Origin of the sequence: Pantoea sp. Fr+CA_20, from assembly GCF_024520835.1 — a bacterium.
GTDB lineage: Bacteria > Pseudomonadota > Gammaproteobacteria > Enterobacterales > Enterobacteriaceae > Pantoea > Pantoea allii.
Window position 1 is genome coordinate 126337 of sequence record NZ_JALNPN010000001.1, and the last position, 24535, is coordinate 150871.

Consider the following 24535-nt stretch of genomic DNA (forward strand, 5'->3'; position numbering starts at 1 on the left):
AGGACGTCCGTTATGTACTATTTAAAAAATTCGAATTTTTGGCTGTTTGGTTTTTTCTTCTTCTTTTACTTTTTCATCATGGGTGCCTATTTCCCGTTCTTCCCTATCTGGTTGCATGATATCAACCACATCAGCAAAGGGGATACCGGCATTATTTTTGCCAGTATTTCGCTGTTTTCTCTGCTGTTTCAGCCGCTGTTTGGCCTGTTGTCCGATAAGCTTGGCCTGCGCAAACACCTGCTGTGGGTGATCACCGGCATGCTGGTGATGTTCGCCCCTTTCTTTATTTACGTTTTTGGCCCGCTGTTGCAGGTGAATATTCTGGCAGGTTCGATTGTTGGCGGTATTTACCTGGGCTTTATCTACAACGCCGGGGCACCGGCAATTGAAGCCTATATTGAGAAAGTCAGTCGCCGCAGCAACTTTGAATTTGGTCGGGCACGTATGTTTGGCTGCGTAGGTTGGGCCTTGTGCGCCTCTATCGTCGGTATCATGTTCACCATCAACAACCAGTTCGTGTTCTGGTTGGGCTCAGGCTGTGCCGTGATTCTGGCGCTGCTGCTGTTCTTCTCCCGTACCAGCACCTCGTCGTCAGCCACGGTGGCCCAGGCGGTTGGCGCGAATCAGTCAGGGTTCAGCCTGAAGCTGGCTCTGGAGCTGTTTAAGCAGCCAAAGCTGTGGTTTTTGTCGCTGTATGTGGTGGGCGTGTCCTGTACATATGATGTGTTCGACCAACAGTTTGCTAACTTCTTCACCTCTTTCTTTGCCTCCGGCGAGCAGGGCACGCGGGTATTTGGCTATGTGACCACCTTAGGCGAATTACTGAATGCCGCGATCATGTTTTTTGCCCCGTTGATCGTCAACCGTATCGGCGGCAAGAACGCCCTGTTACTGGCCGGAACCATTATGTCAGTGCGCATTATTGGTTCCTCCTTTGCCACTAGCGCCGTGGAAGTGGTGATCCTCAAAACGTTGCATATGTTTGAGATTCCCTTCCTGATTGTTGGCTGCTTTAAGTACATCACCAGTCAGTTTGAGGTGCGCTTCTCTGCCACGATTTATCTGGTGTGCTTCTGTTTCTTCAAGCAGTTAGCCATGATTTTCATGTCGGTTCTGGCAGGTAACATGTACGAAAGTATTGGCTTCCACGGTGCCTATCTGGTGCTGGGCTGTATTGCGATGGCCTTTACGTTGATCTCGGTTTTCACCCTCAGTGGGCCGGGGCCCTTGGCGCTTTTACGCCGTCAGGCTGCCTGACCTCACTGTCATAACCTGACCGGATGGGCTCGATGGCGCATCCGGTTGTCTGCTTTCTCACCGCTTTCCCGCCTTCTTTTTCTGCCGCATCGCTTCATTTTGCGAACTGTCTCACATTCATAAAATCGGTTTAGCAAATTACTTTGCCTGAAAATACATCGATGAATATCATCCGCAAACTAAACCGGTTTAGCAAAAAACAACATCACGACCCTTACCTTTTCTGGGATGTAAAACGATGAGAAAAAAGGCACTTGCCGTCACCGTTGGGCTGCTATTGAGTACGGGGCCGGTTCTGGCAGCAGAACCAAGCATGAGCAGTATTGAAGCACGGCTGGCAGCACTGGAGCAGCGGTTACAGGCGGCAGAACAGCGGGCGAATGCGGCAGAAAATCGCGCGGAAGCGGCAGAAAAACAGGCTCAGCAGCTTGCCAGCGCGCAGCAAAAGAGCCAGGCCACCGCGACACAGGTTGAACGGCGTACGGCGAAGCTTGAACAGAAAGCGAGTAGTGAAGAGGGTTTTGAATTTCACGGCTATGCCCGCTCTGGGTTGCTGATGAACAGTTCGGCGACGAAAACCCAGGGTGGCCCCACCGTGACGCCTGCGGGGGAAACCGGCGGGCACGTGGGACGTCTGGGTAACGAACCCGATACTTACGTAGAGCTGAATCTGGAACATAAACAAACGCTGGAAAACGGCGCGACCACCCGCTTCAAGGCGATGCTGGCCGACGGTCAGCGTACCTATAACGACTGGACGGCTTCCAGCAGCGACCTCAATCTGCGTCAGGCGTTTGTCGAACTGGGCCAGCTCCCGACCTTCACGGGGGCGTTCAAAGACACAACCGTCTGGGCAGGTAAACGCTTTGACCGGGATAATTTCGATATCCACTGGATCGACTCCGATGTGGTGTTTCTCGCCGGTACCGGGGCGGGTATTTACGACATGAAGTGGAGCGATCAGGCTCACAGTAACCTGTCGCTGTATGGACGTACGTTCGGTGATATTGAGAATAACGATAACACCGCGCAGAACTACATCCTGACCGCCAACAACTTTTACGGCCCGTTCCAGCTGATGCTGAGCGGCATGCGCGCGAAAGACAACGATGACCGACTGGATGTGAACGGCCTTAAAGTCAAAGGCGACGCCGCAAATAGCGGTGTCCATGCGCTGCTGGGGCTGCACAACGACAGCTTCTATGGCCTGCGTGAAGGGTCTGCGAAAACCGCGCTGCTCTACGGTCACGGTTTAGGCGCAGAGGTGAAAGCCATTGGGTCAGACGGGGCGCTGTTACCGGATGCCGATACCTGGCGACTGGCCAGCTACGGGATAACGCCACTGGGCGGTGACTGGCATATCGCGCCAGCGGTGCTGGCACAAAGCAGCAAGGATCGTTACGTCAAGGGCGACAGCTATCAGTGGGCCACCGCCAACATGCGTCTGATTCAGGGGATAACGGAGAACTTTGAAATGCAGTATGAGGCCACCTATCAGTATATGGATTTACGTCCAGAGGGCTTCAACCAGCGCAGTGCGGTCAGTGGTAACTTCTACAAACTGACCGTCGCGCCTACGCTGAAAGCCAGCAACGTAGGGGAATTCCTTAAGCGGCCGGAAATTCGCCTCTTTGCCACCTGGATGGACTGGGACCACCGACTGGATAACTACGCGCGCGGCGATGCCTTTGGCAGCAGCGGTTTTGAAGCCGGCGGTGAATGGAACTTTGGCGTACAAATGGAAACCTGGTTCTGACGAACCGGCCCTGCGGGGCCGTTTCTGGCGGGTTGACACCATCACACGATAACACAGAGGTTTTTTATGGATTTTGTACAAATCTCCCGTGCATTACTGCCGTTGCTGGGTGGCAAAGAAAATATTGCCAGCGCGGCGCACTGCGCGACCCGGCTCCGGCTGGTGCTGGTCGATGACGCCAAAGCGGACACCAGCGCAATTGGTAAGATCGACGGGGTAAAAGGCTGTTTCCGTAATGCCGGACAGCTACAGGTGATTTTTGGCACCGGGGTGGTCAACAAAGTCTACGCGGCCTTTGTCGCGGAAGCCGGTATCAGCGAATCGAGTAAATCTGAAGCGGCCGACATTGCCGCCCGCAAACTCAACCCGTTCCAGCGGATTGCCCGGTTACTGTCGAATATTTTTGTTCCGATTATTCCGGCGATTGTCGCATCCGGCCTGTTAATGGGCCTGCTGGGGATGGTCAAAACCTATGGTTGGGTTAACCCGGAAAATGCCCTGTATATCATGCTGGATATGTGCAGTTCGGCGGCGTTTATTATTCTGCCGATCCTGATTGGCTTTACGGCGGCGCGTGAGTTCGGCGGTAACCCATTTTTGGGGGCCACGCTGGGCGGCATTCTGACCCATCCGGCCTTAACCAATGCCTGGGGCGTGGCGTCCGGTTTCCACACCATGAACTTCTTTGGGATTGAAGTGGCGATGATCGGCTACCAGGGCACGGTGTTTCCGGTGCTGCTGGCCGTGTGGTTTATGAGCCTGCTGGAAAAACAACTGCGGCGCATTATCCCTGACGCGCTCGACCTGATTCTGACCCCGTTCCTGACCGTCATTATTTCTGGCTTTGTGGCGTTGCTGATTATCGGTCCGGCGGGACGCGCGCTGGGTGACGGCATCTCCTTCATACTCAGCACGTTAATTGCCCATGCTGGCTGGCTGGCTGGATTACTGTTTGGTGGGCTTTACTCGGTGATTGTGATTACCGGCGTGCACCACAGCTTCCATGCCATTGAAGCCGGACTGCTCGGTAATCCCGCTATCGGCGTCAATTTTCTGTTACCCATTTGGGCAATGGCGAACGTTGCCCAGGGTGGCGCGTGTCTGGCGGTGTGGTTTAAAACCAACGATCCTAAGATCAAAGCCATTACCTTACCTTCGGCGTTTTCGGCCTTACTGGGGATCACCGAAGCCGCCATCTTTGGTATCAACCTGCGCTTTATGAAGCCGTTTATCGCTGGATTGATCGGGGGAGCCATCGGCGGTGCCTGGGTGGTGTCCGTTAAGGTCTATATGACCGCCGTCGGGCTGACCGGCTTACCCGGTATGGCGATTGTTCAGGCCAGTTCGCTGCTGAACTACGTTATTGGTATGGTTATCGCCTTTAGTGTCGCCTTTGTGATCGCTTTCCTGCTGAAGTACAAAACGGATTCTGAATAATGGCCCTGAAAAACCTGCTGCCCGCCATGCTTAAGGCGGTGATGAAAGGCCAGCCCAACGCGCGTGAGGACAGCCACTATCCCGGCTGGCACCTGGCACCGGTGACGGGGCTGCTGAACGATCCCAATGGATTTATCCACTTCAACGGACAGTATCATCTGTTCTATCAGTGGAATGCACTGGGCTGCGAGCATAAGCACAAATGTTGGGGCCACTGGCGTTCAGCCGACTTACTGCACTGGGAACACGAGCCGGTCGCGCTGTTGCCCGATGAAGAGTATGACCGCAGTGGATGCTATTCCGGCAGCGCGGTGGACAACAACGGCGAGCTGACCCTGTGTTACACCGGTAACGTCAAATTCGAGGACGGCTCGCGCACCGCCTGGCAATGCCTGGCCGTGCAGAACAGCGAGGGCGGATTCGACAAGCTGGGACCGGTCATTCCGCTGCCCGAAGGCTACACCGGCCATGTCCGCGATCCTAAAGTCTGGCGGCATGGCGCGCACTGGTACATGGTGCTGGGCGCGCAGGACAGGCAGTTACAGGGCAAAGTCCTGCTGCTGCGTTCCAGCGACCTGCACCACTGGGAAAACCTGGGCGAAATTGCCGGTAGCGGCCTGGGAGGACTCGGCGCGGCAGGCTATATGTGGGAATGTCCCGACCTGTTTACCCTGGGAGCCTCGACGTTTCTGATCTGCTGCCCGCAGGGCATTGCCCGGGAAGAGAAGCGCTACCTGAACACCCATCCCTGCGCATGGCTCAGCGGCACGCTCGACTATGAGCAGGCGCATTACCAGCACGGCGCCTTTAATGAACTGGATGCCGGCTTTGAATTTTATGCCCCGCAGACCACGCTGACGCAGGACGGACGCAGGCTGCTGGTGGGGTGGATGGGCGTACCGGACGGTGAAGAGATGCGCCAGCCGACCGTGGCGTTTGGCTGGATTCATCAGATGACCTGCCTGCGTGAGCTGACGGAGCGGGAAGGCCGACTGTACCAACAGCCGGTCGCGGAGCTGCAGGCGCTGCGGCTGGACGAGCAGCGCTATCACGGCAGTGCGGACTGGGCACCCGAGATAGAGGCCCGGCGTCTTGAGCTGGTGCTGACGTCTGACGGCGATATCATGCTGGACTTTGCCGATACGCTGCGGCTGAGCTGGCATCAGGATGCGCTTTGTCTGGCACGCCGCAGTCTGGAAAACGGCGAATGGCTTTATCGTCACTGGTGCGGCCGCGCACGCAAACTGCATATTCTGTGCGACCACTCCAGCGTAGAGATTTTTATCAACGACGGAGAAGGTGTGATGAGCAGCCGCTACTTCCCGCAGCATCCTGCCCGTTTACACCTGAGCGGCAGCGCAGAAGTCACTGCCTGCTACTGGTCGTTACGATCCTGCATGGTAGAATAAGCCCTTGTTTCCTTAAACGAAGCACCGACGTGAAAAAAACAAAGCGCGTTACCATCAGTGATATCGCTGCGCTGGCCGGGGTGTCAAAAGCCACGGCCAGCCTGGTGCTCAACGGGCGCGGTAAAGAGCTGCGCGTGGCAGAAGAGACGCGCGATCGCGTCATGTCCCTTGCACAACAGCACCATTATTTGCCGAGTATCCACGCCCGACTGCTGCGCGAAAACCGCAGCCATACGTTAGGGCTGGTGGTACCGGAGATCACTAACTACGGTTTCGCCGTTTTTTCTCACGCGCTGGAAAACCTCTGTCGTGAGGCCGGGCTGCAACTGCTGATCTCCTGTACCGATGAAAATGCCAGCCAGGAAACGTTGGTGGTGAACAACCTTGTCTCACGTCAGGTGGATGGGCTGATCGTCGCGTCAAGTCAGCAAAGCGACAGCGATTACCTGAAGCTGAGTGAACAACTGCCGGTGGTGCTGTTTGACCGTCATGTGAATAACAGCAGTTTGCCGCTGGTGATCACCGATTCCATTACGCCGACCGCCGAGCTGGTAGAGCGCCTGGCGCGTGCGCATCCCGATGAGGTGTATTTCCTGGGCGGTCAGCCACGACTTTCGCCGACCAAAGATCGTCTGGCCGGTTTTATGCAGGGGCTGGAGCGCGCCGGTGTGAGTCCACGTCCGGAATGGATTATTCAGGGCAATTATCATCCCAGCAGCGGCTATGAAATGTTTGCTGCCCTGTGTGCCCGCCTTGGCAGACCACCCAAAGCGCTGTTTACCGCCGCCTGTGGCCTGTTGGAAGGGGTACTGCGCTACATGAGTCAGCACCGTCTGCTGGAGAGTGATATTCACATCGCCAGTTTCGACGATCACTACCTGTATGATTCGCTGTCACTGCATATCGATACCGTGGAGCAGAACGTCCCTCGCCTGGCGCAGGAGTGTTTTTCCGTCATTACCCAGATGATTCAGGGGCAGGAACCGGCGGACAAGCAAATTATCTTGCCCGCCAGGCTGCGTTACCGGTCATCTCTGGCGCGTTAACGCCGCTTAGCGACAGGCAGCCAGGTCCGCCATCTGCTGCTTATCAGGCAGGCCAACAATCTGTTGGAGTTTTTGGTCATGATTCAGGTAATAGATAGCGGGCGTGCCGTTGGCACCCAGCTCCTGCATCAGTGCCTGATTATGCTGAATCTGATCGAACAGCGCCCGTGGGGTGCTGTCCGGGAAGACCGGTCTGGTTTGCCCCTGCGAGCGTTCAAAATCCTGCCAGGCTTTGGCGGGATCGGCTGCCGCCAGAATGGCAGAAGCATAGCGCCCACTTTCAGGTTTAAGAATACCGACGAGCTGCGTTTTGATGCTGAGCGTGTTGTTCTGCACCCACGGCTGCCCCTGCTGCCAGAACGTTCGGCAGTAGGGGCAAAACGGATCGGCAAACACCACCACCTGACAGCGGGCTGTGGTGCTGCCTTCATTGATGCCCGGCATGGCCTGAAGCCGCTTCCACATTGCACGCCCGGCGGGCAGGTAAATTTCATCGTTGATGATTTTTTCGCTGAGGTTATTGCCCTGAGCATCGTACATATAGCCCGAAATCGCATGCTGACCGTCTGGCGTCAGGTAAACGGTGACGCCGGTGCCTTGATATTTACCTAACCAGCCCTGAACCCCGCCGGGGGCCGTAAAAGGTTTGATTATTTCCACGCCCTGTTTTTCAATTTGCTGGACGGGCGCTGGCAGCGTAGCCGCCTGGGTCGTGCTGCTAAACAGCACGGCGGAGATCGCTATCCTGAAGGTTTTCATTAATCCCTGTTTTGTGTGAATTCACGTTATGTTGGTGGATGAGCGGTGGTCGAACCACGCAAAAAACAGCATACCTGCCAGCATAGCCATCATGAAGACTGCGCCTTTAAGTACACCGCCGCCGATCAGTACCAGCGCCGGGCCGGGGCAGATGCCGGCCAGTCCCCAGCCGATCCCGAACAGGATAGCGCCGATGATAAGCCTTTTATCCAGTGCCCTGTTGGCGGGAAGATGGAAGGTTTCGCCCCATATCGGGCGCTTCCGGCGGGAAGCCAGCCAGAACGTCACTCGCCCGACGATAATCGCGCCGCCCATCACCAGGGCCAGAGACGGGTCCCAGGTGCGGGAAATGTCCAGAAAAGCCAGAACCTTAGCCGGATTCGCCATGCCGCTGACGAGTAAGCCCGTGCCAAATAACAGTCCACTCAGCAGAGAAAATAAAACGGCCATCGTGCCTCCTGGGTTTTACCCGTGACCCATCACGCCAACGGTCAGCATGGCGGTTAACATAAAGACCAGTGTCGCAACCAGTGAGCGCGGCGACAGCCGGGATAATCCACACACGCCGTGACCACTGGTGCAGCCTGAACCCAGACGCGTTCCCAGCCCTACCAGTAAGCCAGCAAGCACCAGCCGCCCCCACGAGGCGTCAATCTCGATTGACGGCAGGGCGCTGAACCGTTGATACACCAGCGGCGACAGGACCAGCCCCGCGATGAAGGCCAGCCGCCAGGATTTATCGGATGACCGGCGTTTAAGCAGACCGCCCAGAATGCCGCTGATACCGGCTATGCGGCCACAACATAGCACTAACATGCCCGCCGCCGCGCCAATCAGCAGCCCGCCCGCCAGGCTTTGCCACGGAGTAAAATGGATCAGGTCAATATGCATGACGCTCGACTCCTTATGCCCTGCTTACGTCTTAAGTGAAAAGCGGTTTAACGGGATTTTCAGATAGCGCTCGCCGTCGCTCTCCGGTTCAGGTAACCGTCCGCCGTTGATATTGACCTGCAGCGCCATCAGCATCAGTTCAGGAAGCGGGAGCGTGGCATCACGCTGCTGTCGCCGGGCAATAAACGTGTGTTGATGCTGATTCACAACCCAGGGATTGTTTTCCCGCTGCTGGCGTACCGTGCTTTCAAACTGCACGTCGCGCCCGTCAGGACGATAATCATGCCCGGTAAACAAACTGGTGTCGTCAGGTAACTGCAGGATGCGCTGCAGGCTGTCCCATAATACGGCAGCGCTGCCGCCGGGGAAATCAGCCCGTGCCGTGCCGCTGTCGGGCATAAAGAACGTGTCATGAATAAAGGCACAGTCAGCGATGTGGTAGGTTACCGACGCCAGCGTATGACCGGGAGACAAGATGACCTCGCCACGCAGGTTACCCACATAAAAGACATCGCCGTCCTTGAACAAGGTGTCCCAGATTTTATCCGCTGGATTAAGGTCGGGCAGGTGATAGAGTTTTTGCCACAGCCGTTGTACCTCCGCGACCTTTTCGCCAATGCCCGTGGGCGCAGCGGTTTGCTCAGCCAGCCAGGCTGCGGCAGAGAAGTGATCGGCATGAGGATGGGTATCCAGAATCCACGCAACCTGCCAGTTTTTTTGCTGAATGAAATCGAGTAGGCGTTGAGCCTGCTGGGTGGATACCGCGCCTGAGCGGCGATCAAAGTCCAGCACCGGATCGATAATGGCACAGCGTTTGGCCTGCCCGTCAGCGATGACATATTGCAGGCTTCCGCTCTCGGGTTCATAAAAATGATGGACTTCTGCCTGCGGCGGTTTGCGTACTCTGTTGGCATACCAGGTCAGGGCTTTGTCGGCGTCGGCACCGAACTGCTGGCATTGAGCGCGGAATTCGGCCTCATCAATCAGCCCTTCGCGTAAATCGTGCAGCAAAAACAGGCTTACGGAGCGCGCGCCGCTTCGACAGTGGGCAAGGATTTTCCCACCGCGTTCCACCCGGCGATGAAAAGCATCCACATCTTCCCAGCTCAGCGTGTCAAACGTGAACGGCATATAGACATAGTCCATGCCCAGTTGCTCAGCCAGAGCTTTCTCCTGTTGATGGTGAAGAAAGGGGCCGTCTTCCTCATCAGGACGATTATTCACCACGATCTGATAGCCCAACTGATGCAACTGCCGGAAATCCTCTGCAAGCGGGGCATCGGCGAAGGCGATTTGCGCATTAAAATGGCGAATATTCATCAGGTTTTCCCGTTTTTTCAGAGATTTTTAAGCAACATGTAACTGGCCATCACCATGAGCATGGTCGAAAAGACCGCGTTAATCGCGCGCTCATTCTTCTTCAGACGGTTGGCCACCGCCACACCCAGTAAGCCGCCCAGCAGGCCGCCCGCAATCAGATAAGCGGTCATGACCAGCGACACTTTTCCGGCCAGGGCGTAGCTTGCGCTGGTTGAGATCCCCATGGCGAATACCACCATCAGCGACGTCGCTATCGCCTCCACCACGGGAAAACGAAACAACCAGACAAGCACCGGCACCACTAAAAATCCGCCACCGATGCCCATAAATCCGGCCAAACTGCCCAGCAGCAGCACGCTTCCCCAGACGAGGATGGGGGAAACGTGTTTCTCATGTGCAGGTGCGTCGGGCGAATGACGGTGTTTCCTCAGCATCATCAGCGCCACGGTAAACATCAAAAGCGAAAACGGCAGTAACAGGTATTGCCCACTGACGATTTTCCCCAGTTCGGCGCCGATCAGCGCGCCGCACACCGCCACGAGCGATATCGTCGCGCCCGTCGCCCATCTGACATTTCCCTTTCGTCCGTGGGCAAAAAGATTGATCAGGGCACTTATTGCCACGGCGATAGCGCTGGTGCCGATGACCCGATGTGTGTCGGGGACTTTCACCAGGTACAGCAGCAACGGCACGCACACGACCGATCCGCCCCCGCCGGTCAGCGCCAGAAAAAAGCCCACGGCGATACCTGTTGCGATTAGCAGGCACATCGTGAGGGCAGAAAGATGGGTAAATTCCTGAATGACCATTTTCATTCCTGACGCTATTTTTAAGGTATTAAAGAGGGGCGACAAATAACTGTCAATCTATTATTTCTTTTTGCTATATCATATAGCTAAATATTATAAGTGATTTTTTTTATAACTTTAAAGTCTATTGATTCGCTTTATCTCTGTGCCGCAATCCACTACGGTTAAACGAAAGGGAGGCCTGCATGAACGATAAAAATAATCCCCATCATCCTCATCTTGTTGTTATTGGTGGTGGATCAGCTGGAATTGGCGTCATCGCAAGTATTAAGAAACGCATTAAGAACATCAAAATAACCCTCATTGAGCCTAAAAAAGAGCACTATTATCAACCTGCCTGGACGCTGGTCGGCGCAGGATTATTTTCCGCTGAAAAAACCCGCAGACAGATGGATGATGTTATTCCGGCAGGGGTGAACTGGATTAAGGATGCGGTAACCCATATATCACCTGAACAGAAATATATTGAAACTACCTCTGCCCAAAAAATAGATTATGACTACCTGATTATCGCCAGCGGTCTGGTCCTGCGCTGGGATAAAATCAGTGGTCTGAATGAAACCCTGGGCCGCAATGGCGTAACGTCAAACTATCGATACGATCTGGCGAGCTACACCTGGGAACTGGTGCAAAATCTGAAGCAGGGGAAGGCTATTTTTACCCAGCCGGGGATGCCGATAAAATGCGCGGGTGCGCCGCAGAAAGCGCTCTATCTCTCTGCCGATCGCTGGCAGCGTCAGGGTTGTCTGGCGCAGATTGATATTCAATTTTGTCTGGCGGGTCAGGTGGTCTTCGGCGTGCCCGAATTTGTTCCACCGTTAACGGCTTACCTGGAGAAATACCGGGCGCAGGTGAATTTCGGCCATGTCCTTACCGGCGTCGATGGCATGAATAAGCAGGCGATATTTACCGTCACCGATGCTGACGGCAGCACGCGTGACGTTACCCTGCCGTTCGATATGCTCCATGTTGTCCCGCCTCAGGCCGCGCCTGAGTTTATCGCCGAAAGCGGTCTGGCGGATGCTGCTGGCTGGTGTGATGTCGATAAAGAGACGCTGCAGCACAGCCGCTGGCCAGATATTTTTGCTTTGGGCGATTGCTGTTCAACACCGAATGGCAAGACGGCCGCCGCCGCCCGTAAACAGATCGTGGTGGTGGCGGAAAACCTGAGACAGGTCATTGACGGAGGTGTGCCTGAAACGCGTTACGATGGTTACGGCTCCTGCCCGCTCACCGTGGAGAAAGGCAAAGTCGTGCTGGCGGAGTTTGGCTATGGCAACCGCCTGCTTCCGACTTTTCCGCTCCATTCAGCCCGACCCAGTCGCGCCGCATGGTGGTTAAAAGCCTGGTTTTTGCCGCGTTTCTATTGGGCTGGGATGCTGCGCGGAATTGAGTGGTTTGCTAAAAGTAAGCCGCTGTAGAGCAAGCCGATCAGGGGCGAATGTATAATGCGCCCTGCGACTGCTGGTCGATAATATAGGTAATCGCTGCCGGAACCACGTGAAAGGTTACTGGCAGCATGCTGACGTCAATATGTTGCGCATTAAGGCTATTCTGACAGAGTAATAATGTGACGGTCGGTGCCTGCTTAAGGGCGTCAGAAATAATCCTGCCAATAACATCGCTAACCGCGTCGCCATTAAAGACAATGGCAATGTCGCCGTTAAAATCCGCTTCTTTAAGCAGGTTGCCTGCATTAGCAAAAGCATTGTCAATTCGGTTTTTATCGGGGACGTGCAAAATAATCTTCATTCTGTGCCTCGGCGGTATTTACCGCAACGGAAAAAGACGTCGATGGCACAGGATAAAACATCAACAGGGACAGATGAATTTGACGATTGAAAGCAAATATGTCGTCGGCGATTCGCGTTAAATAAAAACAGAAACGCTTGTTGTATTATCGCGGTAATAACCGGGGGATTGCTATATGCGTCTTTCCAACAGGAAAAGGGGCATTGCCCCTTTGTTCAGATTAATTTTTCAGATTTTCAGGAAAATTTGCGGGTAATTCACTTGCGGCACAGGCAATCACGTCTTCGTTATTTTTTCCCGCGTCACGCACAAAGGTGATGGTGGCAAACTCATCAATCACTTCTATTGGATAGGTTGGGCCGGCTTCGCGGTACTTCGCCATTTCTTCCAGGTGGTCGTTCTGGAAACACACGGTACGCTCAGGATTGTTGATGACCCAGCGCGGGAAGAAGATGGTGCCGTGGAACAGTTTATCGCCCAGGTTAGCAATCAGGCTGACGCTGGTGCCGGTCGGCTCAGTCCAGGAGACTTTATAGATATCTTCACCGACTCTGACAACGTAAACATGCTGATTTTTGACCCAGCGGTTGCCCACCATGCCGCTGTGAATGCGGTAATCGATGGTGTCTTCATTTTTAATATACAGCTCGTAGTTCCAGCCGTTGTCATAGGTATAAACCAGATGTTTACCGATAAAGCCGTCAAGATTGTGTTTGTCAAAGCTGCTCATAATTTGTTCTCCTCTTTGGTTGAACCCAGCTTAACCATTCACTTTATGAATTAAAAACGCTAATTTACGATGAAATTGATTCAAAAATTGGATGGGTTATGCACAAGACGACGCTGGAGCAGTGGAGTTTGCTGGACAAGGTGGTGCGCGAGGGCAGCTTTGCCAGGGCCGCGATGCTCACCAATCGCAGCCAGTCCTCCGTGAGCTATAACCTTGCCATGTTGCAGCAGCGCATTGGCATTACGCTGTTGCATACCGAAGGACGCAAGGCCGTGCTGACGCCCGCAGGGGAATTGCTGCTGGCGCAGGTGCGACCATTACTTAAAGCCTTCCATTCGCTGGAGGCGTTTGCAGGCTCAATACGCAGCGGCGTCAGGACAAAGCTGGAACTGGTGGTCGACAGTATCTTTCCGCGTCGTCGCCTGTTTTCCGTCCTGAAGGCGTTTCAGCAATGCCATCCGCACACCCAGATCAACCTTACCGAAGTGCTGGAAACCGACACCGACTACGCCGAGGCCGATGTGATGGTGGTGACTCAGCGCCAGGATATGGCCGGGCGGGGTGAGTGGTTAATGAACGTGGATTTCGTTGCCGTGGCTCACCGTGACCATCCGTTGCACCATCGCGGGGTGACGCTCGACGAAGAACAGCTGGCGCTGTATCCGTTGATTCGTATCGCCGACCGGGAACATTTCACCGTGCAGGATGAGAGCAGTAATGGCGACTACTGGTCGTTTTCGACCATCGAGGCGGCAGTAGAGGCGGTGATGCATCAGGTGGGCTATGGCTGGATTCCGCATGAGCGCATCGAGCAGGAACTGGCGCAGGGAACACTAAAAATATTGCCCTTACAGCATGGCGTCCGTCGCGCCACCACGCTGCATTTACTGATTAAGAAAGACATCCTGAGGCTGGACCCGCAAATCGTCACTCTGCTCGATCTGCTGAAAAAGGCTACCCTGACCTGACCGGCCAGCTAAACGGGTCTGCGTTAACGAGCGTGGCCAGATTATGGCCCGTGCCGGTCTGACGGCGACACAGCAAACTGTGACAGCGGTCGAAATGGCTGGGTTTGTGGGCCAGCCTGAACACCACCGCTGCGCATAAACAGCGTCCAGAAATCCCCCAACGCGCCACTCTCGACAGGGCGTTTAGTGGGCCCGTTTTTTGGCCCAGTAAGCCATAAAGTTGATCGCTTCACGATCGACGCCGCGCTCACCAATCAGGTGACGGCGTAATAACTTCACCACGGTCGACTCGGCGGCGACCCAGCCGTAAAACTCGCTGTTGCGGGCCTGAGCGCGATCCCACAGTAATTCGCCTTCTGCCTCTTCCTGTACGTCCTGCTGATGACCGCCATCAGGCACCTTAACCCGGGATTTTATCGCCTCGACCAGGCATTCGCCGTGTGAGGCAAAAGCGGGTTTGCGCGGCAACCAGGTGATGTCGGCAAATGCATAAGCCTGTAAACCGACGCAATCCTCCGCATCCGGGACTTCAAAAAAGGCCTGTACTCGCGGCGGATTTTGCTGGCGGGACAGTTTTTCCAGGATGCCTTTCGCCGCGGGTAACGCGGTTTCATCGGCAATCAGTAACGCGTTGCGCAGCGCGTCCGGCGGCGTCCATTCATATCCGCCGCTGTCAGATGCATAGGCCGCATTAGGCGCAACGATCACCAGGCTGTCACCCGGCTGGGCGTTGATCGCCCAGGCTGATGCCGGGCCTTCGGTTCCGTGGCTGACAAACTCGATGGTGAGTTCCTGCTGGTCAGGATCGAGATGGCGCAGCGTATAGGTGCGCAACAGGGGACGCTGCTCTTTTGGCAGCGACAGAATGGTCTGATACCACTCACCGTTGTCAGGGAGCGTGGGCATGCTGCCATCTTCGGCAGGCAGCAAAATTTTAATTCGCTGGTCAGGCGCATCAGATTTCATCTGTGCGATGTCGGGGCCGTTAAACACCAGGCTCAGCATAGAGGGAGAAAGATGACGCTTGCGTGCCAGTTTTACGTCAAACAGGCGGTAGCTATGGACTTCAGCCATCGTCGTTCCTTTTAGTTAATAAGCCGATAAGGTGGAGCGGCGGCGTGCGCGCCAGATCAACGCTGACATCGCCATAAACAGCAGGGCAGCAGCGAAGGCGGCACCGATCAGCGCTGTCTCGCCATGCGACTGCGATACCAGTGGTACCAGCAGCGCGCATAATCCGTAGCCTAAGGTATGGCTGGTGGCTATCCAGCCCGCCCCCGCGCCGTCTGCCAGCTTGTCATTTAACAGCAGCTGATAGGCTGGCGTGCCCAGTGCAGCCCCAAACGAAAGCAAGGCGCAGCCGGTATAAAACAGCCAGAGCGGCGGGCTCAGCATCATCCCCAGCCCCAGAGACATCAACAGCCCTGCGCTCAGCAACAGCGCAAGCGGCGTCAGTAACTGAGGGCGCAACACCGTGAACTGCGCGCCGAGTGAGGCGATCGCCGCCACGCTCAGAAGCCAGGCTACCTGATGGCTAATCGCGGCGGTATCACCAACAAACTGTCTTGCCAGCGCCGGGGACAGGCCCAACTGCATCAGGCTCACCGTTGCCGCCAGCAGCAGAGCGCACAGCAGATAGGGCAGACACTCGATGCGTAGCCGGGCATTGTTACGCGCCACGGCCGGTTGCGGCGCGTTACCGCGCAAAGGCAGTAACATCATCAGCGCCAGCAACGGCGCAACCACTAACAGTACCAAGGGGGCAAGGGGATGAATCACTAACATTCCGGCGGCACACAGCGGGCCAAACAGCCTGCCACAGCTCAGGCCGGAACTGATGGTGGCGAGTGCCGTCATGCGCTTACCTTCACCGGCCCGGTGTAGCGCCCATACCTGGCACGCCGGCACCATTGCCGACACCATCAGGCCATAAATAACCCGGGCAATAATTAGTATGCCTAATCCAATCGAGGGGCTAATGGACTGCGTGGAAAGAAGCGTACAGCCGATGCCCAGCAGCAAAAAACTGGCGCCATAACCGGCCAGTGACCACAGCACGACCGGTTTACTTCCCACGCGTGCGATCTGTTTTCCCCACCATGGCGAAGAGGGCAAAAACAGCATTGAGCCAAGCGTTAACAGTCCTGCCCACACCGACAAGCTCAGACTGGTCTGCGCAACCAGCATCGGGATAGCCACCAGCAAACCATTCTGGCCGATGCCCAGCAATCCGGCGCTTATCGCTAAGGGCCAGTTAGATAAGGCTTTTTGCGGCGTCGCGGTCAGTTCAAGAGATGTCACGATGTTGCTAACCCGTATCTTTGTTGTATGTATTTGTAAAATTTATTCCGCCAATTCTAACAATTGTCGTTGATAATGAGAACTGTTATCGGCAGAATTCGCATTATCATAACGCCTGGAAATTGTTTGATAATGATTCAATCAACACACGAGGGAGCCTGGGATGTGGCAGCACAGTGCTTCCTGAATTCTCTGATCCGTGAAACCAAGGACTGGCAACTCAGCCAGGGTGAACCCGCAGAATTAGTGATTCCGTTGGACGATGAGAAGGCCCTACACTTTAAGGTGGCTTACTTTTCTCCCACCCAGCACCACCGTTTTGCTTTCCCGGCCCGACTTGTCACGCATCGCGACAGCCAGCCAGTGGCGTTCGCGACCGTTGCCAGACTGATTGTCGATAAGCTGCAAAACCAGCAACAGCTGCCCGCCGCTGGCTGTGAGGCGTTTTACCAGCGTGTTATGGAAAGTCACGCCCATACCGGTGAGGCAATCGCTGCCCGTCATGACTGGAACGGCCTGCGTGAGCAAGCCCTGAACTTTGCCGAGGCCGAGCAGGCACTGCTGGTCGGGCACGCCTTCCATCCGGCACCCAAGTCACATGAACCCTTTACGCAACCGCAGGCCGAACGCTACCTGCCTGATTTTGCGCCACATTTCCCGTTACGCTGGTTCGCGGTGGATAAAGACCACCTGGCGGGCGACAGTCTGCAGCTGACTTTACAGCAGCGCCTGATGCGCTTCGCGGCTGAAAACGCGCCGCAGTTACTGCATGCGCTGACCGATCGGCAGTGGCTGTTCCCGCTCCATCCCTGGCAGGCGGACTATCTGCTCCAGCAGACCTGGTGTCAGCAACTGGTGGAGAAAGGCCTGGTGACTGACCTGGGGGAAGCCGGTGCGCCCTGGCTGCCCACCACGTCATCGCGTTCGCTGTACTGTGCGACCAGCCGGGACATGATCAAGTTTTCCCTGAGCGTGCGGCTGACTAACTCCGTCCGCACCCTGTCGGTGAAAGAGGTTAAACGCGGCATGCGCCTGGCGCGGCTGGCGCAGACCGAACGCTGGCAGGACATGCAGGCGCGTTTCCCGACGTTTCGTGTCATGCAGGAAGATGGCTGGGCCGGACTGCGCGATGCGCAGGGCAGGATCATGGAAGAGAGCCTGTTCGCGCTGCGTGAAAACCTGATTGTCGACAGGCCGCAGAGCCAGACCAACGTGCTGGTTTCCCTGACGCAGTCCGCGCCGGACGGCGGCGACTCACTGCTGTCTGCGGCGGTGAAACGCCTGAGCCAGCGTCTGAACATCAGCGAAAAACAGGCCGCCCATGCCTGGGTCGACGCCTACTGTCAGCAGGTGCTGAAACCGCTGTTCACTGCGGAAGCTGATTACGGTCTGGTGCTGTTAGCCCATCAGCAAAATATCCTGGTGGAGATGGCGCAGGATCTGCCGGTTGGCCTGATCTATCGCGACTGCCAGGGCAGCGCCTTTATGCCACATGCCGCAGGCTGGCTGGACGTGATTGGCGAAGCCCAGGCGGAAAACGTCTTTAGCCGCGAACAGCTGCTGCGCTATTTCCCCTACTACCTGTTAGTGAATTCCACCTTTGCCGTGACGGCAGCACTGGGTGCGGCAGGCATGGACAGCGAAGCCCATCTGATGGCACGGGTACGTGACGCGTTAAGCGCGCTACGAAACGAGGTGACGCACACAGACTGCCTTGACTACGTGCTGACAAGCCCGCACTGGAACGTCAAAGGCAATTTCTTCTGCTACCTGCACGATCACAATGAAAACACCATCGTCGATCCCTCGGTGATCTACTTTGACTTCATCAACCCACTGCTGTCTCAGGAGCGCTAAATGTCTCAGGCAAAGATTGTTCATAGTGGCCACGGCCTGCGCTGCGAAAAGTCAGGCAACACGCTGAATCTCGGCTGGGGACAGGACAACAGTGCGGTGCTGCATTTTTCCGGTCCGCTTGCCGAAGGCTGGCTGCGTGACGCGCTGGACCAGATGTTTATCGCGGCCCCGCAGCTTTCCGCCGTGGTGCTGCCCTACGCAGAATGGCGCGAAGAGCCACAGGCGCTGGCGCTGTTTGACGCACTAAAGAGCGATATCGTGCATCGCGATATGTTCTGGCAACTGCCGCTGTGGCTGTCTGCCCCGCGTCAGCAGGCCTCCGGCGAGATGACGTTTGATGCCGAGCGTGAGATCTGTTTTCCCCAGCGCCCGCCGCGCCCCAACGGCGAAGTTTATCGCCGTTACGATCCACGCGTGCGCCGTACGCTGAGTTTTCGCGTAGCCGATCCTGCCCGGGACGCAGAGGCGTTCACCCGCTGGATGAACGATCCGCGCGTAGATTATTTCTGGGAGCTGAGCGGATCGCTGGCGGTGCAGACCGCCTACCTTGAACGCCAGCTGACCAGCAGTTATGCCTTTCCGCTGATTGGCTGCTTTGATGATGAGCCTTTTAGCTACTTTGAAATCTACTGGGCGGCAGAAGACCGCATCGGACGGCACTACAGCTGGCAGCCGTACGATCGCGGTTTGCATCTGCTGGTGGGTGAGCCGCAGTGGCGCGGGCCGCACTTTGTGCAGAGTTGGCTGCGCGGCATCAGTCACTATCTGCTGCTGGACAACCCACAAACCCAGCGCCTGGTGCTGGAACCCCGGGCCGATAATCAGCGCCTGTTCCGCCATCTGGCACCGGCGGGCTACAGCACCGTGAAAGAGTTTGATTTTCCGCACAAGCGCTCCCGGCTGGTCATGACCCAGCGCGCGCGTTTCTTCGGCGAGGTGGGCCTGTGATGAATCTGCACGCATGGGACGCCGTTAACCGTCAACTGGTCGCGAAAATGCTGGCTGAGCTGGAGTACGAGCAGGTCTTTCAGGCGCAGCCTCAGGGCGAGAACCGTTACTGCATCAGCCTGCCGGGAGCCGAGTGGCACTTCACCGCCGAACGGGGCATCTGGGGCTGGTTGTGGATCGATGCGCAGAGCCTGCGCTGTGCGGAGGAGCCGATACTGGCTCAGACGCTGCTGTATCAGCTGAAGCCGGTGCTGTCGATGAGCGATGCAACGGTGGCGGAACATATGCAGGATCTCTATGCCACATTGCGCGGCGATCTTCAGCTTATGCAGGCACGTCAGGGCCTGGATGCGAACGCGCTCATTGATATGGATGCCGACCGCCTGCAGTGCCTGCTCAGCGGTCATCCTAAGTTTGCCTTCAATAAAGGCCGTCGGGGATGGGGACAAGAGGCGCTGGAGCGCTATGCACCCGAATACCTGAATACCTTCCGCCTGCACTGGCTGGCGGTGAAGCGTGACCATATGGTCTGGCGCTGCGACAGCGCGCTGGATGTCCAGCAGTTGCTGCATGCCGCGATGGACAGCGGTGAATATGCGCGTTTCACTCAGGCCTGGCAGGACCACGGGCTGGACGACAGCTGGTTGCCGTTACCGGTTCATCCCTGGCAGTGGCAGCAAAAAATTGCCCTCGATTTTGTGGCGGATCTGGCGACAGGCAAGATGGTCTCGCTGGGAGAATTTGGCGATCGCTGGCTGGCACAGCAGTCACTGCGCACGCTGACCAACGCCAGTCGTCAGGGCGGGCTGGATATTAAACTGCCGCTCACCATTTACAACACCTCCTGCTATCGCGGTATTCCGGGCAAATACATCGCCGCAGGCCCGCTGGCATCCCGCTGGCTACAAAACGTCTTTGCCATGGACACGACGCTGCAGCAAAGCGGGGCGGTGATCCTGGGTGAACCTGCCGCCGGTTATGTTTCCCATCAGGCTTACGGCGCGTTGGCCGAAGCACCGTATCGCTACCAGGAAATGCTGGGCGTGATCTGGCGCGAAAACCCCTCACGCTGGCTGCACCCGGACGAAACGCCAATCCTGATGGCAACGCTGATGGAGTGCGATGAGAACCATCAGCCGCTCATCGGGGCTTACATCGCCCGCTCTGGCCTGAGCGCAGAAGCCTGGTTACGCCAGATGTTTCGCGTCTCTGTGGTGCCGCTTTATCACCTGTTGTGCCGTTATGGCGTAGCGCTGATCGCACACGGGCAAAATATTACGCTGGCGATGAAGGACGGTGTGCCTCAGCGCGTGTTGCTGAAAGATTTTCAGGGCGATATGCGGCTGGTGAAGGACGATTTTCCAGAGATGGATTCTCTGCCTCAGGACGTCCGTGATGTGACGGCACGCCTGAGCGCTGACTATTTGATTCATGACTTGCAGACCGGCCATTTTGTCACGGTCCTGCGGTTTATTTCGCCGTTAATGGCGCGCCTTGGCGTACCAGAACGACGCTTTTACCAACTGCTTGCCGCAGTGTTGAGCGACTATATGCAGGACCATCCGCAACTGTCGGCGCGTTTTGCGCTTTTCTCACTCTTCAAGCCACAAATCATTCGTGTAGTGCTGAATCCGGTAAAACTCACCTGGCCCGATCAGGACGGTGGAAGCCGTATGTTGCCCAATTACCTGGAAAATCTGCAAAACCCGCTGTGGCTGGTCACCAAGGACTGAATCATGACAAACACTGTTGATTTTATTGGCGTTGGCATTGGCCCGTTCAACCTGAGTATCGCGGCGCTGGCTCACGAGGCACAAGGGTTCACCAGCCAGTTTTTAGACAGTCGCCCCGATTTTGCCTGGCATCCCGGCATGCTGGTCCCGGACTGCCATATGCAGACCTCGTTCTTAAAAGATCTGGTGTCGGCGGTCGCGCCCACCAGCCCGTTCAGCTTTGTGAACTACCTGGTCAAGCGTAAAAAGTTTTACCGCTTTATGACCACCGAATTGCGCACCGTTTCAAGGGATGAGTTTTCCGACTATCTGCGCTGGGCCGCCGAGGGCATGGATAACCTGCGCTTTAATCAGACGGTAGAACGCATCGATTTTGACGACGCGAATAAACGTTTTGTGATTCACAGCAACGGCGGCGAAAGCTATGCCCGCAACATCTGCCTGGGCATTGGCAAGCAGCCCTACCTGCCGCCCTGCGTGAACCGCATCAGCGCCACCTGCTTCCATGCCAGCGAGATGAGCCTGCGCAAGCCCGACCTGCGCGGCAAGCGTGTGGCGGTAATCGGCGGCGGTCAGAGCGGTGCCGATCTGTTCCTCAACGCCTTCCGGGGCGAGTGGGGCGAACCGGCTGAGGTCAGTTGGGTATCGCGCCGCAACAATTTCAATGCCCTGGATGAAGCCGCTTTCGCCAACGAATACTTCACCCCAGAGTACGTTTCCAGCTTTGTCGGCCTGAACGAGCCTGCCCGGCAGAAAATGCTGGCTGAACAAAAGATGACCTCGGATGGCATTACGGCTGAGTCTCTGCTGACGATTTATCGCGAGCTGTATCACCGCTTTGAAGTGCAGCGACTGCCGCGCAATGCCCATTTGCTGCCGAGCCGTTCGGTGATTGAACTCAACAGCCATCATCAGGGCTGGCAGCTTCAGTTACAGCATCAGCTCGACCAGGGTTACGACCTGATCGACTGTGATGTAGTGATTTTTGCCACCGGCTATCGCCCGGCGCTGCCGGAACTGCTCTCTCCGCTGATGAGTCGCCTGACCATGAAAGACGAGTGCACGTTCAGCGTGCGTGAGGACTTCACGCTTGAGTGGAACGGGCCAAAAGACAATAACATCTTTGCGGTGAACGCCAGTATGCAGACTCACGGTATTGCTGAACCGCAGCTCAGCCTGATGGCCTGGCGCTCCGCCCGTATTCTGAATCGCGCACTGGGGCGTGATTTGTTCGATCTCAGCACGCCGCCCGCTCTGATCCAGTGGCGCAGCGTCAGCCGGGAAAAACCGCAGCATGGCGCTGCTTCCACCAAAAACTATACCGAGTCCTTGGGGTAAGTCTTAACCTCGCACGCAGGAACGATGATGAAAGCTAAAAACAAGAATATCTGGCTGCTCAATCCGCTGCTGTTAGCCATGATGGCACCGGCGGTTGCACAGCAAACCAGCGAAAATGAAATGGTCGTTTCGGCCAGTCGTACGCACCGTACGGTGGCTGACATGGCCCAAACCACCTGGGTAATTGAGGGGGCCGAACTGGAGCAGCAAGTCCAGGGCGGCAAAGAGTTTAAAGATGCGCTGGCGCAGCTGGTGCCGGGTCTGGACGTCAGTAGCCAGGGCCGAACCAACTACGGCATGAACATGCGTGGCCGCGCGATAGTGGTGCTGGTGGACGGCGTTCGCCTCAACTCTTCACGCACAGACAGTCGCCAGCTGGATTCGATCGATCCCTTCAACATCGATCACATTGAGGTGATCTCGGGGTCGACTTCCCTGTACGGCGGTGGCAGTACCGGTGGCCTGATCAACATCGTGACCAAGAAAGGCCAGCCGGGCACGCAGTTTGAGTTTGAAACCGGCACCAAAACCGGCTTTAACAGCAGTAATGATCACGACGAACGCGTGGCGGGCGCTATCTCTGGCGGTAACGACCGCGCCTCAGGACGGCTGTCTGTCGCTTATCAGAAGTTTGGTGGCTGGTATGACGGCAACGGCGATTCGGTTCTGCTGGATAATACCCAGACGGGGCTGCAATATTCCGACCGTCTGGATGTGATGGGCACCGGGACGCTGGAAATTGATGACCACCAGCAACTGCAACTGGTAACGCAATACTACAAGAGCCAGGGTGACGATGATTATGGTCTGAATCTGGGCAGAAACTTTTCGGCAGTAACCGGTAACGGCAACGCCTACACCAGTAAAGGGCTGGACTCGGACCGTATTCCCGGCACCGAGCGCCACCTTGTCAGCCTGCAGTACTCCAATACCGATTTCCTCGGTCAGGAGCTGGTGGGGCAGGTTTATTACCGGGACGAGTCACTGACGTTTTATCCGTTCCCAACCGTTTCTGGCGGACGCGTGACCAGTTTCTCCTCCTCCGAACAGAACACCGATCAATATGGTGGCAAGCTGGCGATAACCAGTAAGCCCGTCGATGGGCTGGCGTTGACCTACGGTGTGGACGCCGATCACGAGCGTTTCAACGCTAACCAGATGTTCTTTGATTTGGGCCAGTCGGCAGCCTCGGGCGGGCTGAACAATCAGAGCATCTACACGACCGGTCGCTATCCGGGTTATGACATTACCAACCTGGCGACCTTCCTGCAGTCCAGCTACGACATTAATGATACCTTCACGCTGAGTGGCGGCGTGCGCTATCAGTACACCGAAAACAAGGTGGATGACTTTGTTGGTTATGCGCAGCAGCAGGCGATTGCCAACGGCACTGCCCGCTCAGCCGATGCGATCCCGGGTGGCTCAACCGATTACGATAATTTCCTGTATAACGCCGGTATCCTGATGCATATCACCGAGCGGCAGCAGGCCTGGTTTAACTTCTCGCAAGGCGTTGAACTGCCGGACCCGGGTAAATATTACGGACGCGGCACCTATGGTCGGGCGGTTAACGGCAATCTTCCGCTGATCAACAGCGTCAACGTGGATGCCAGCAAATTGCAGGGCATCAAAGTCGATTCGTGGGAGCTGGGCTGGCGCTATACCGGTGACAATCTGCGCACGCAGCTCAGCGCCTATTATTCGCTCTCAGACAAGAGTGTTCAGCAGAATCAGGATCTGACCATCAGCGTCGTTGACGATAAGCGTCGGATTTATGGTGTTGAAGGTGCCGTGGATTACTTTATCCCGGATACCAACTGGAGCACCGGTGCGAACTTCAATGTGCTGAAGACCGAGTCGAAAGTGGATGGCAGCTGGCAAAAATATGACGTGAAAGTCGCCAGTCCGTCGAAAGCAACCGCCTATGTTGGCTGGTCGCCCGATCCCTGGAGCCTGAAAGTCCAGAGCACCACCTCGTTTAATCTGAGCGATGATGCGGGCTATAACATTAACGGCTACACCACCGTTGATTTGATTGGCAGCTATGAGTTGCCCGTCGGCAAGCTGAGCTTTAGCGTTGAGAACCTGCTGGATCGCGACTACACCACGGTGTGGGGACAGCGCGCACCGCTGTTCTACAGCCCTACCTATGGTTCACCGTCTCAGTACCAGTACAAAGGCCGCGGTCGCACCTTTGGTCTGAACTACTCCGTGCTGTTCTGAT

The 24535-nt window shown here is 56.1% G+C and carries 21 protein-coding genes; 12 read left to right on the top strand and 9 right to left on the bottom strand.

The features are described from left to right. Positions 1-12 precede the first annotated feature (12 nt). From NR177_RS00530 to NR177_RS00550, 5 genes are all read left to right on the top strand, one after another. Positions 13-1257, top strand: coding sequence for an MFS transporter (locus NR177_RS00530; RefSeq protein ID WP_109716740.1), 1245 nt, complete (start codon positions 13-15; stop codon positions 1255-1257). 238 nt (positions 1258-1495) lie between these two features. After that, a complete protein-coding gene (locus NR177_RS00535; protein ID WP_256852047.1) occupies positions 1496-3013 on the top strand; it encodes a carbohydrate porin in 1518 nt (505 codons plus the stop codon). A 66-nt stretch (positions 3014-3079) separates the two neighbouring features. Next, entirely contained in the window at positions 3080-4450 is a 1371-nt protein-coding gene (locus NR177_RS00540) for a sucrose-specific PTS transporter subunit IIBC (protein WP_109716738.1), read from the top strand. Beyond that, a complete protein-coding gene (locus NR177_RS00545; protein ID WP_256852048.1) occupies positions 4450-5859 on the top strand; it encodes a sucrose-6-phosphate hydrolase in 1410 nt (469 codons plus the stop codon). The genes NR177_RS00540 and NR177_RS00545 overlap by 1 nt, the downstream gene beginning before the upstream one ends. A 29-nt stretch (positions 5860-5888) precedes the next feature. Then, a complete protein-coding gene (locus NR177_RS00550) occupies positions 5889-6905 on the top strand; it encodes a substrate-binding domain-containing protein (RefSeq protein ID WP_063878057.1) in 1017 nt (338 codons plus the stop codon). 6 nt (positions 6906-6911) lie between these two features. On the opposite strand, the gene dsbG is transcribed toward NR177_RS00550, so the two are convergent. From dsbG to NR177_RS00575, 5 genes are read right to left on the bottom strand one after another with little or no spacing between them, the layout of a single operon-like run. Continuing rightward, positions 6912-7664 (bottom strand): thiol:disulfide interchange protein DsbG, encoded by a 753-nt coding sequence (gene dsbG, locus NR177_RS00555; protein ID WP_256852049.1) that lies wholly within the window; start codon positions 7662-7664, stop codon positions 6912-6914. 21 nt (positions 7665-7685) lie between these two features. Beyond that, positions 7686-8114 carry a DUF6691 family protein gene (locus NR177_RS00560; RefSeq protein WP_256852050.1) on the bottom strand — a complete coding sequence of 143 codons (429 nt, stop codon included), beginning with the start codon at positions 8112-8114 and terminating at the stop codon, positions 7686-7688. A gap of 15 nt (positions 8115-8129) precedes the next feature. Next, the gene (locus tag NR177_RS00565) at positions 8130-8555 is read right to left on the bottom strand and encodes a YeeE/YedE family protein (RefSeq protein WP_145394235.1); all 426 of its coding nucleotides are present in this window, start codon (positions 8553-8555) and stop codon (positions 8130-8132) included. Between the two features lie 24 nt (positions 8556-8579). Continuing rightward, entirely contained in the window at positions 8580-9875 is a 1296-nt protein-coding gene (blh, locus tag NR177_RS00570) for a bifunctional sulfur transferase/dioxygenase Blh (protein ID WP_256852051.1), read from the bottom strand. Positions 9876-9892: 17 nt separating this feature from the next. Then, on the bottom strand, positions 9893-10684 hold the full coding sequence (locus NR177_RS00575; protein ID WP_063878062.1) for a sulfite exporter TauE/SafE family protein: 792 nt from the start codon (positions 10682-10684) through the stop codon (positions 9893-9895). A gap of 185 nt (positions 10685-10869) precedes the next feature. On the opposite strand from NR177_RS00575, the gene NR177_RS00580 reads away from it, so the two are divergent. Further along, the gene (locus NR177_RS00580) at positions 10870-12105 is read left to right on the top strand and encodes an FAD/NAD(P)-binding oxidoreductase (protein ID WP_256852052.1); all 1236 of its coding nucleotides are present in this window, start codon (positions 10870-10872) and stop codon (positions 12103-12105) included. A gap of 10 nt (positions 12106-12115) precedes the next feature. Here NR177_RS00580 and NR177_RS00585 read toward each other — a convergent pair whose 3' ends face one another. Further along, the gene (locus NR177_RS00585; RefSeq protein ID WP_256852053.1) at positions 12116-12436 is read right to left on the bottom strand and encodes a hypothetical protein; all 321 of its coding nucleotides are present in this window, start codon (positions 12434-12436) and stop codon (positions 12116-12118) included. A gap of 220 nt (positions 12437-12656) precedes the next feature. Beyond that, on the bottom strand, positions 12657-13166 hold the full coding sequence (locus NR177_RS00590) for a phenolic acid decarboxylase (RefSeq protein ID WP_256852054.1): 510 nt from the start codon (positions 13164-13166) through the stop codon (positions 12657-12659). A 98-nt stretch (positions 13167-13264) separates the two neighbouring features. On the opposite strand from NR177_RS00590, the gene NR177_RS00595 reads away from it, so the two are divergent. Further along, the gene (locus NR177_RS00595; RefSeq protein ID WP_063878066.1) at positions 13265-14134 is read left to right on the top strand and encodes a LysR family transcriptional regulator; all 870 of its coding nucleotides are present in this window, start codon (positions 13265-13267) and stop codon (positions 14132-14134) included. A 183-nt stretch (positions 14135-14317) separates the two neighbouring features. Here the strand turns inward: NR177_RS00595 and NR177_RS00600 are convergent, their stop codons facing one another. Further along, the gene (locus NR177_RS00600) at positions 14318-15208 is read right to left on the bottom strand and encodes a siderophore-interacting protein (protein ID WP_256852055.1); all 891 of its coding nucleotides are present in this window, start codon (positions 15206-15208) and stop codon (positions 14318-14320) included. A gap of 15 nt (positions 15209-15223) precedes the next feature. Continuing rightward, on the bottom strand, positions 15224-16435 hold the full coding sequence (locus tag NR177_RS00605) for an MFS transporter (RefSeq protein ID WP_145394241.1): 1212 nt from the start codon (positions 16433-16435) through the stop codon (positions 15224-15226). Positions 16436-16567: 132 nt separating this feature from the next. Here NR177_RS00605 and iucA point away from each other — a divergent pair, with 132 nt between their 5' ends. The 5 genes from iucA to iutA are packed head-to-tail and all read left to right on the top strand — an operon-like array spanning position 16568 to position 24534. Next, complete coding sequence (gene iucA / locus NR177_RS00610) at positions 16568-18292, top strand: aerobactin synthase IucA (RefSeq protein ID WP_256852056.1); 1725 nt, start codon at positions 16568-16570, stop codon at positions 18290-18292. Then, a complete protein-coding gene (iucB, locus tag NR177_RS00615) occupies positions 18293-19240 on the top strand; it encodes a GNAT family N-acetyltransferase (RefSeq protein WP_096011423.1) in 948 nt (315 codons plus the stop codon). Beyond that, entirely contained in the window at positions 19240-20973 is a 1734-nt protein-coding gene (gene iucC / locus NR177_RS00620; protein ID WP_256852057.1) for an aerobactin synthase IucC, read from the top strand. The genes iucB and iucC overlap by 1 nt, the downstream gene beginning before the upstream one ends. Before the next feature lie 3 nt (positions 20974-20976). After that, positions 20977-22311, top strand: a complete 1335-nt coding sequence (gene iucD, locus NR177_RS00625; protein ID WP_096011425.1) for an NADPH-dependent L-lysine N(6)-monooxygenase — start codon at positions 20977-20979, stop codon at positions 22309-22311. A 27-nt stretch (positions 22312-22338) separates the two neighbouring features. After that, entirely contained in the window at positions 22339-24534 is a 2196-nt protein-coding gene (iutA, locus tag NR177_RS00630) for a ferric aerobactin receptor IutA (protein ID WP_372340324.1), read from the top strand. Position 24535: the final 1 nt, after the last annotated feature.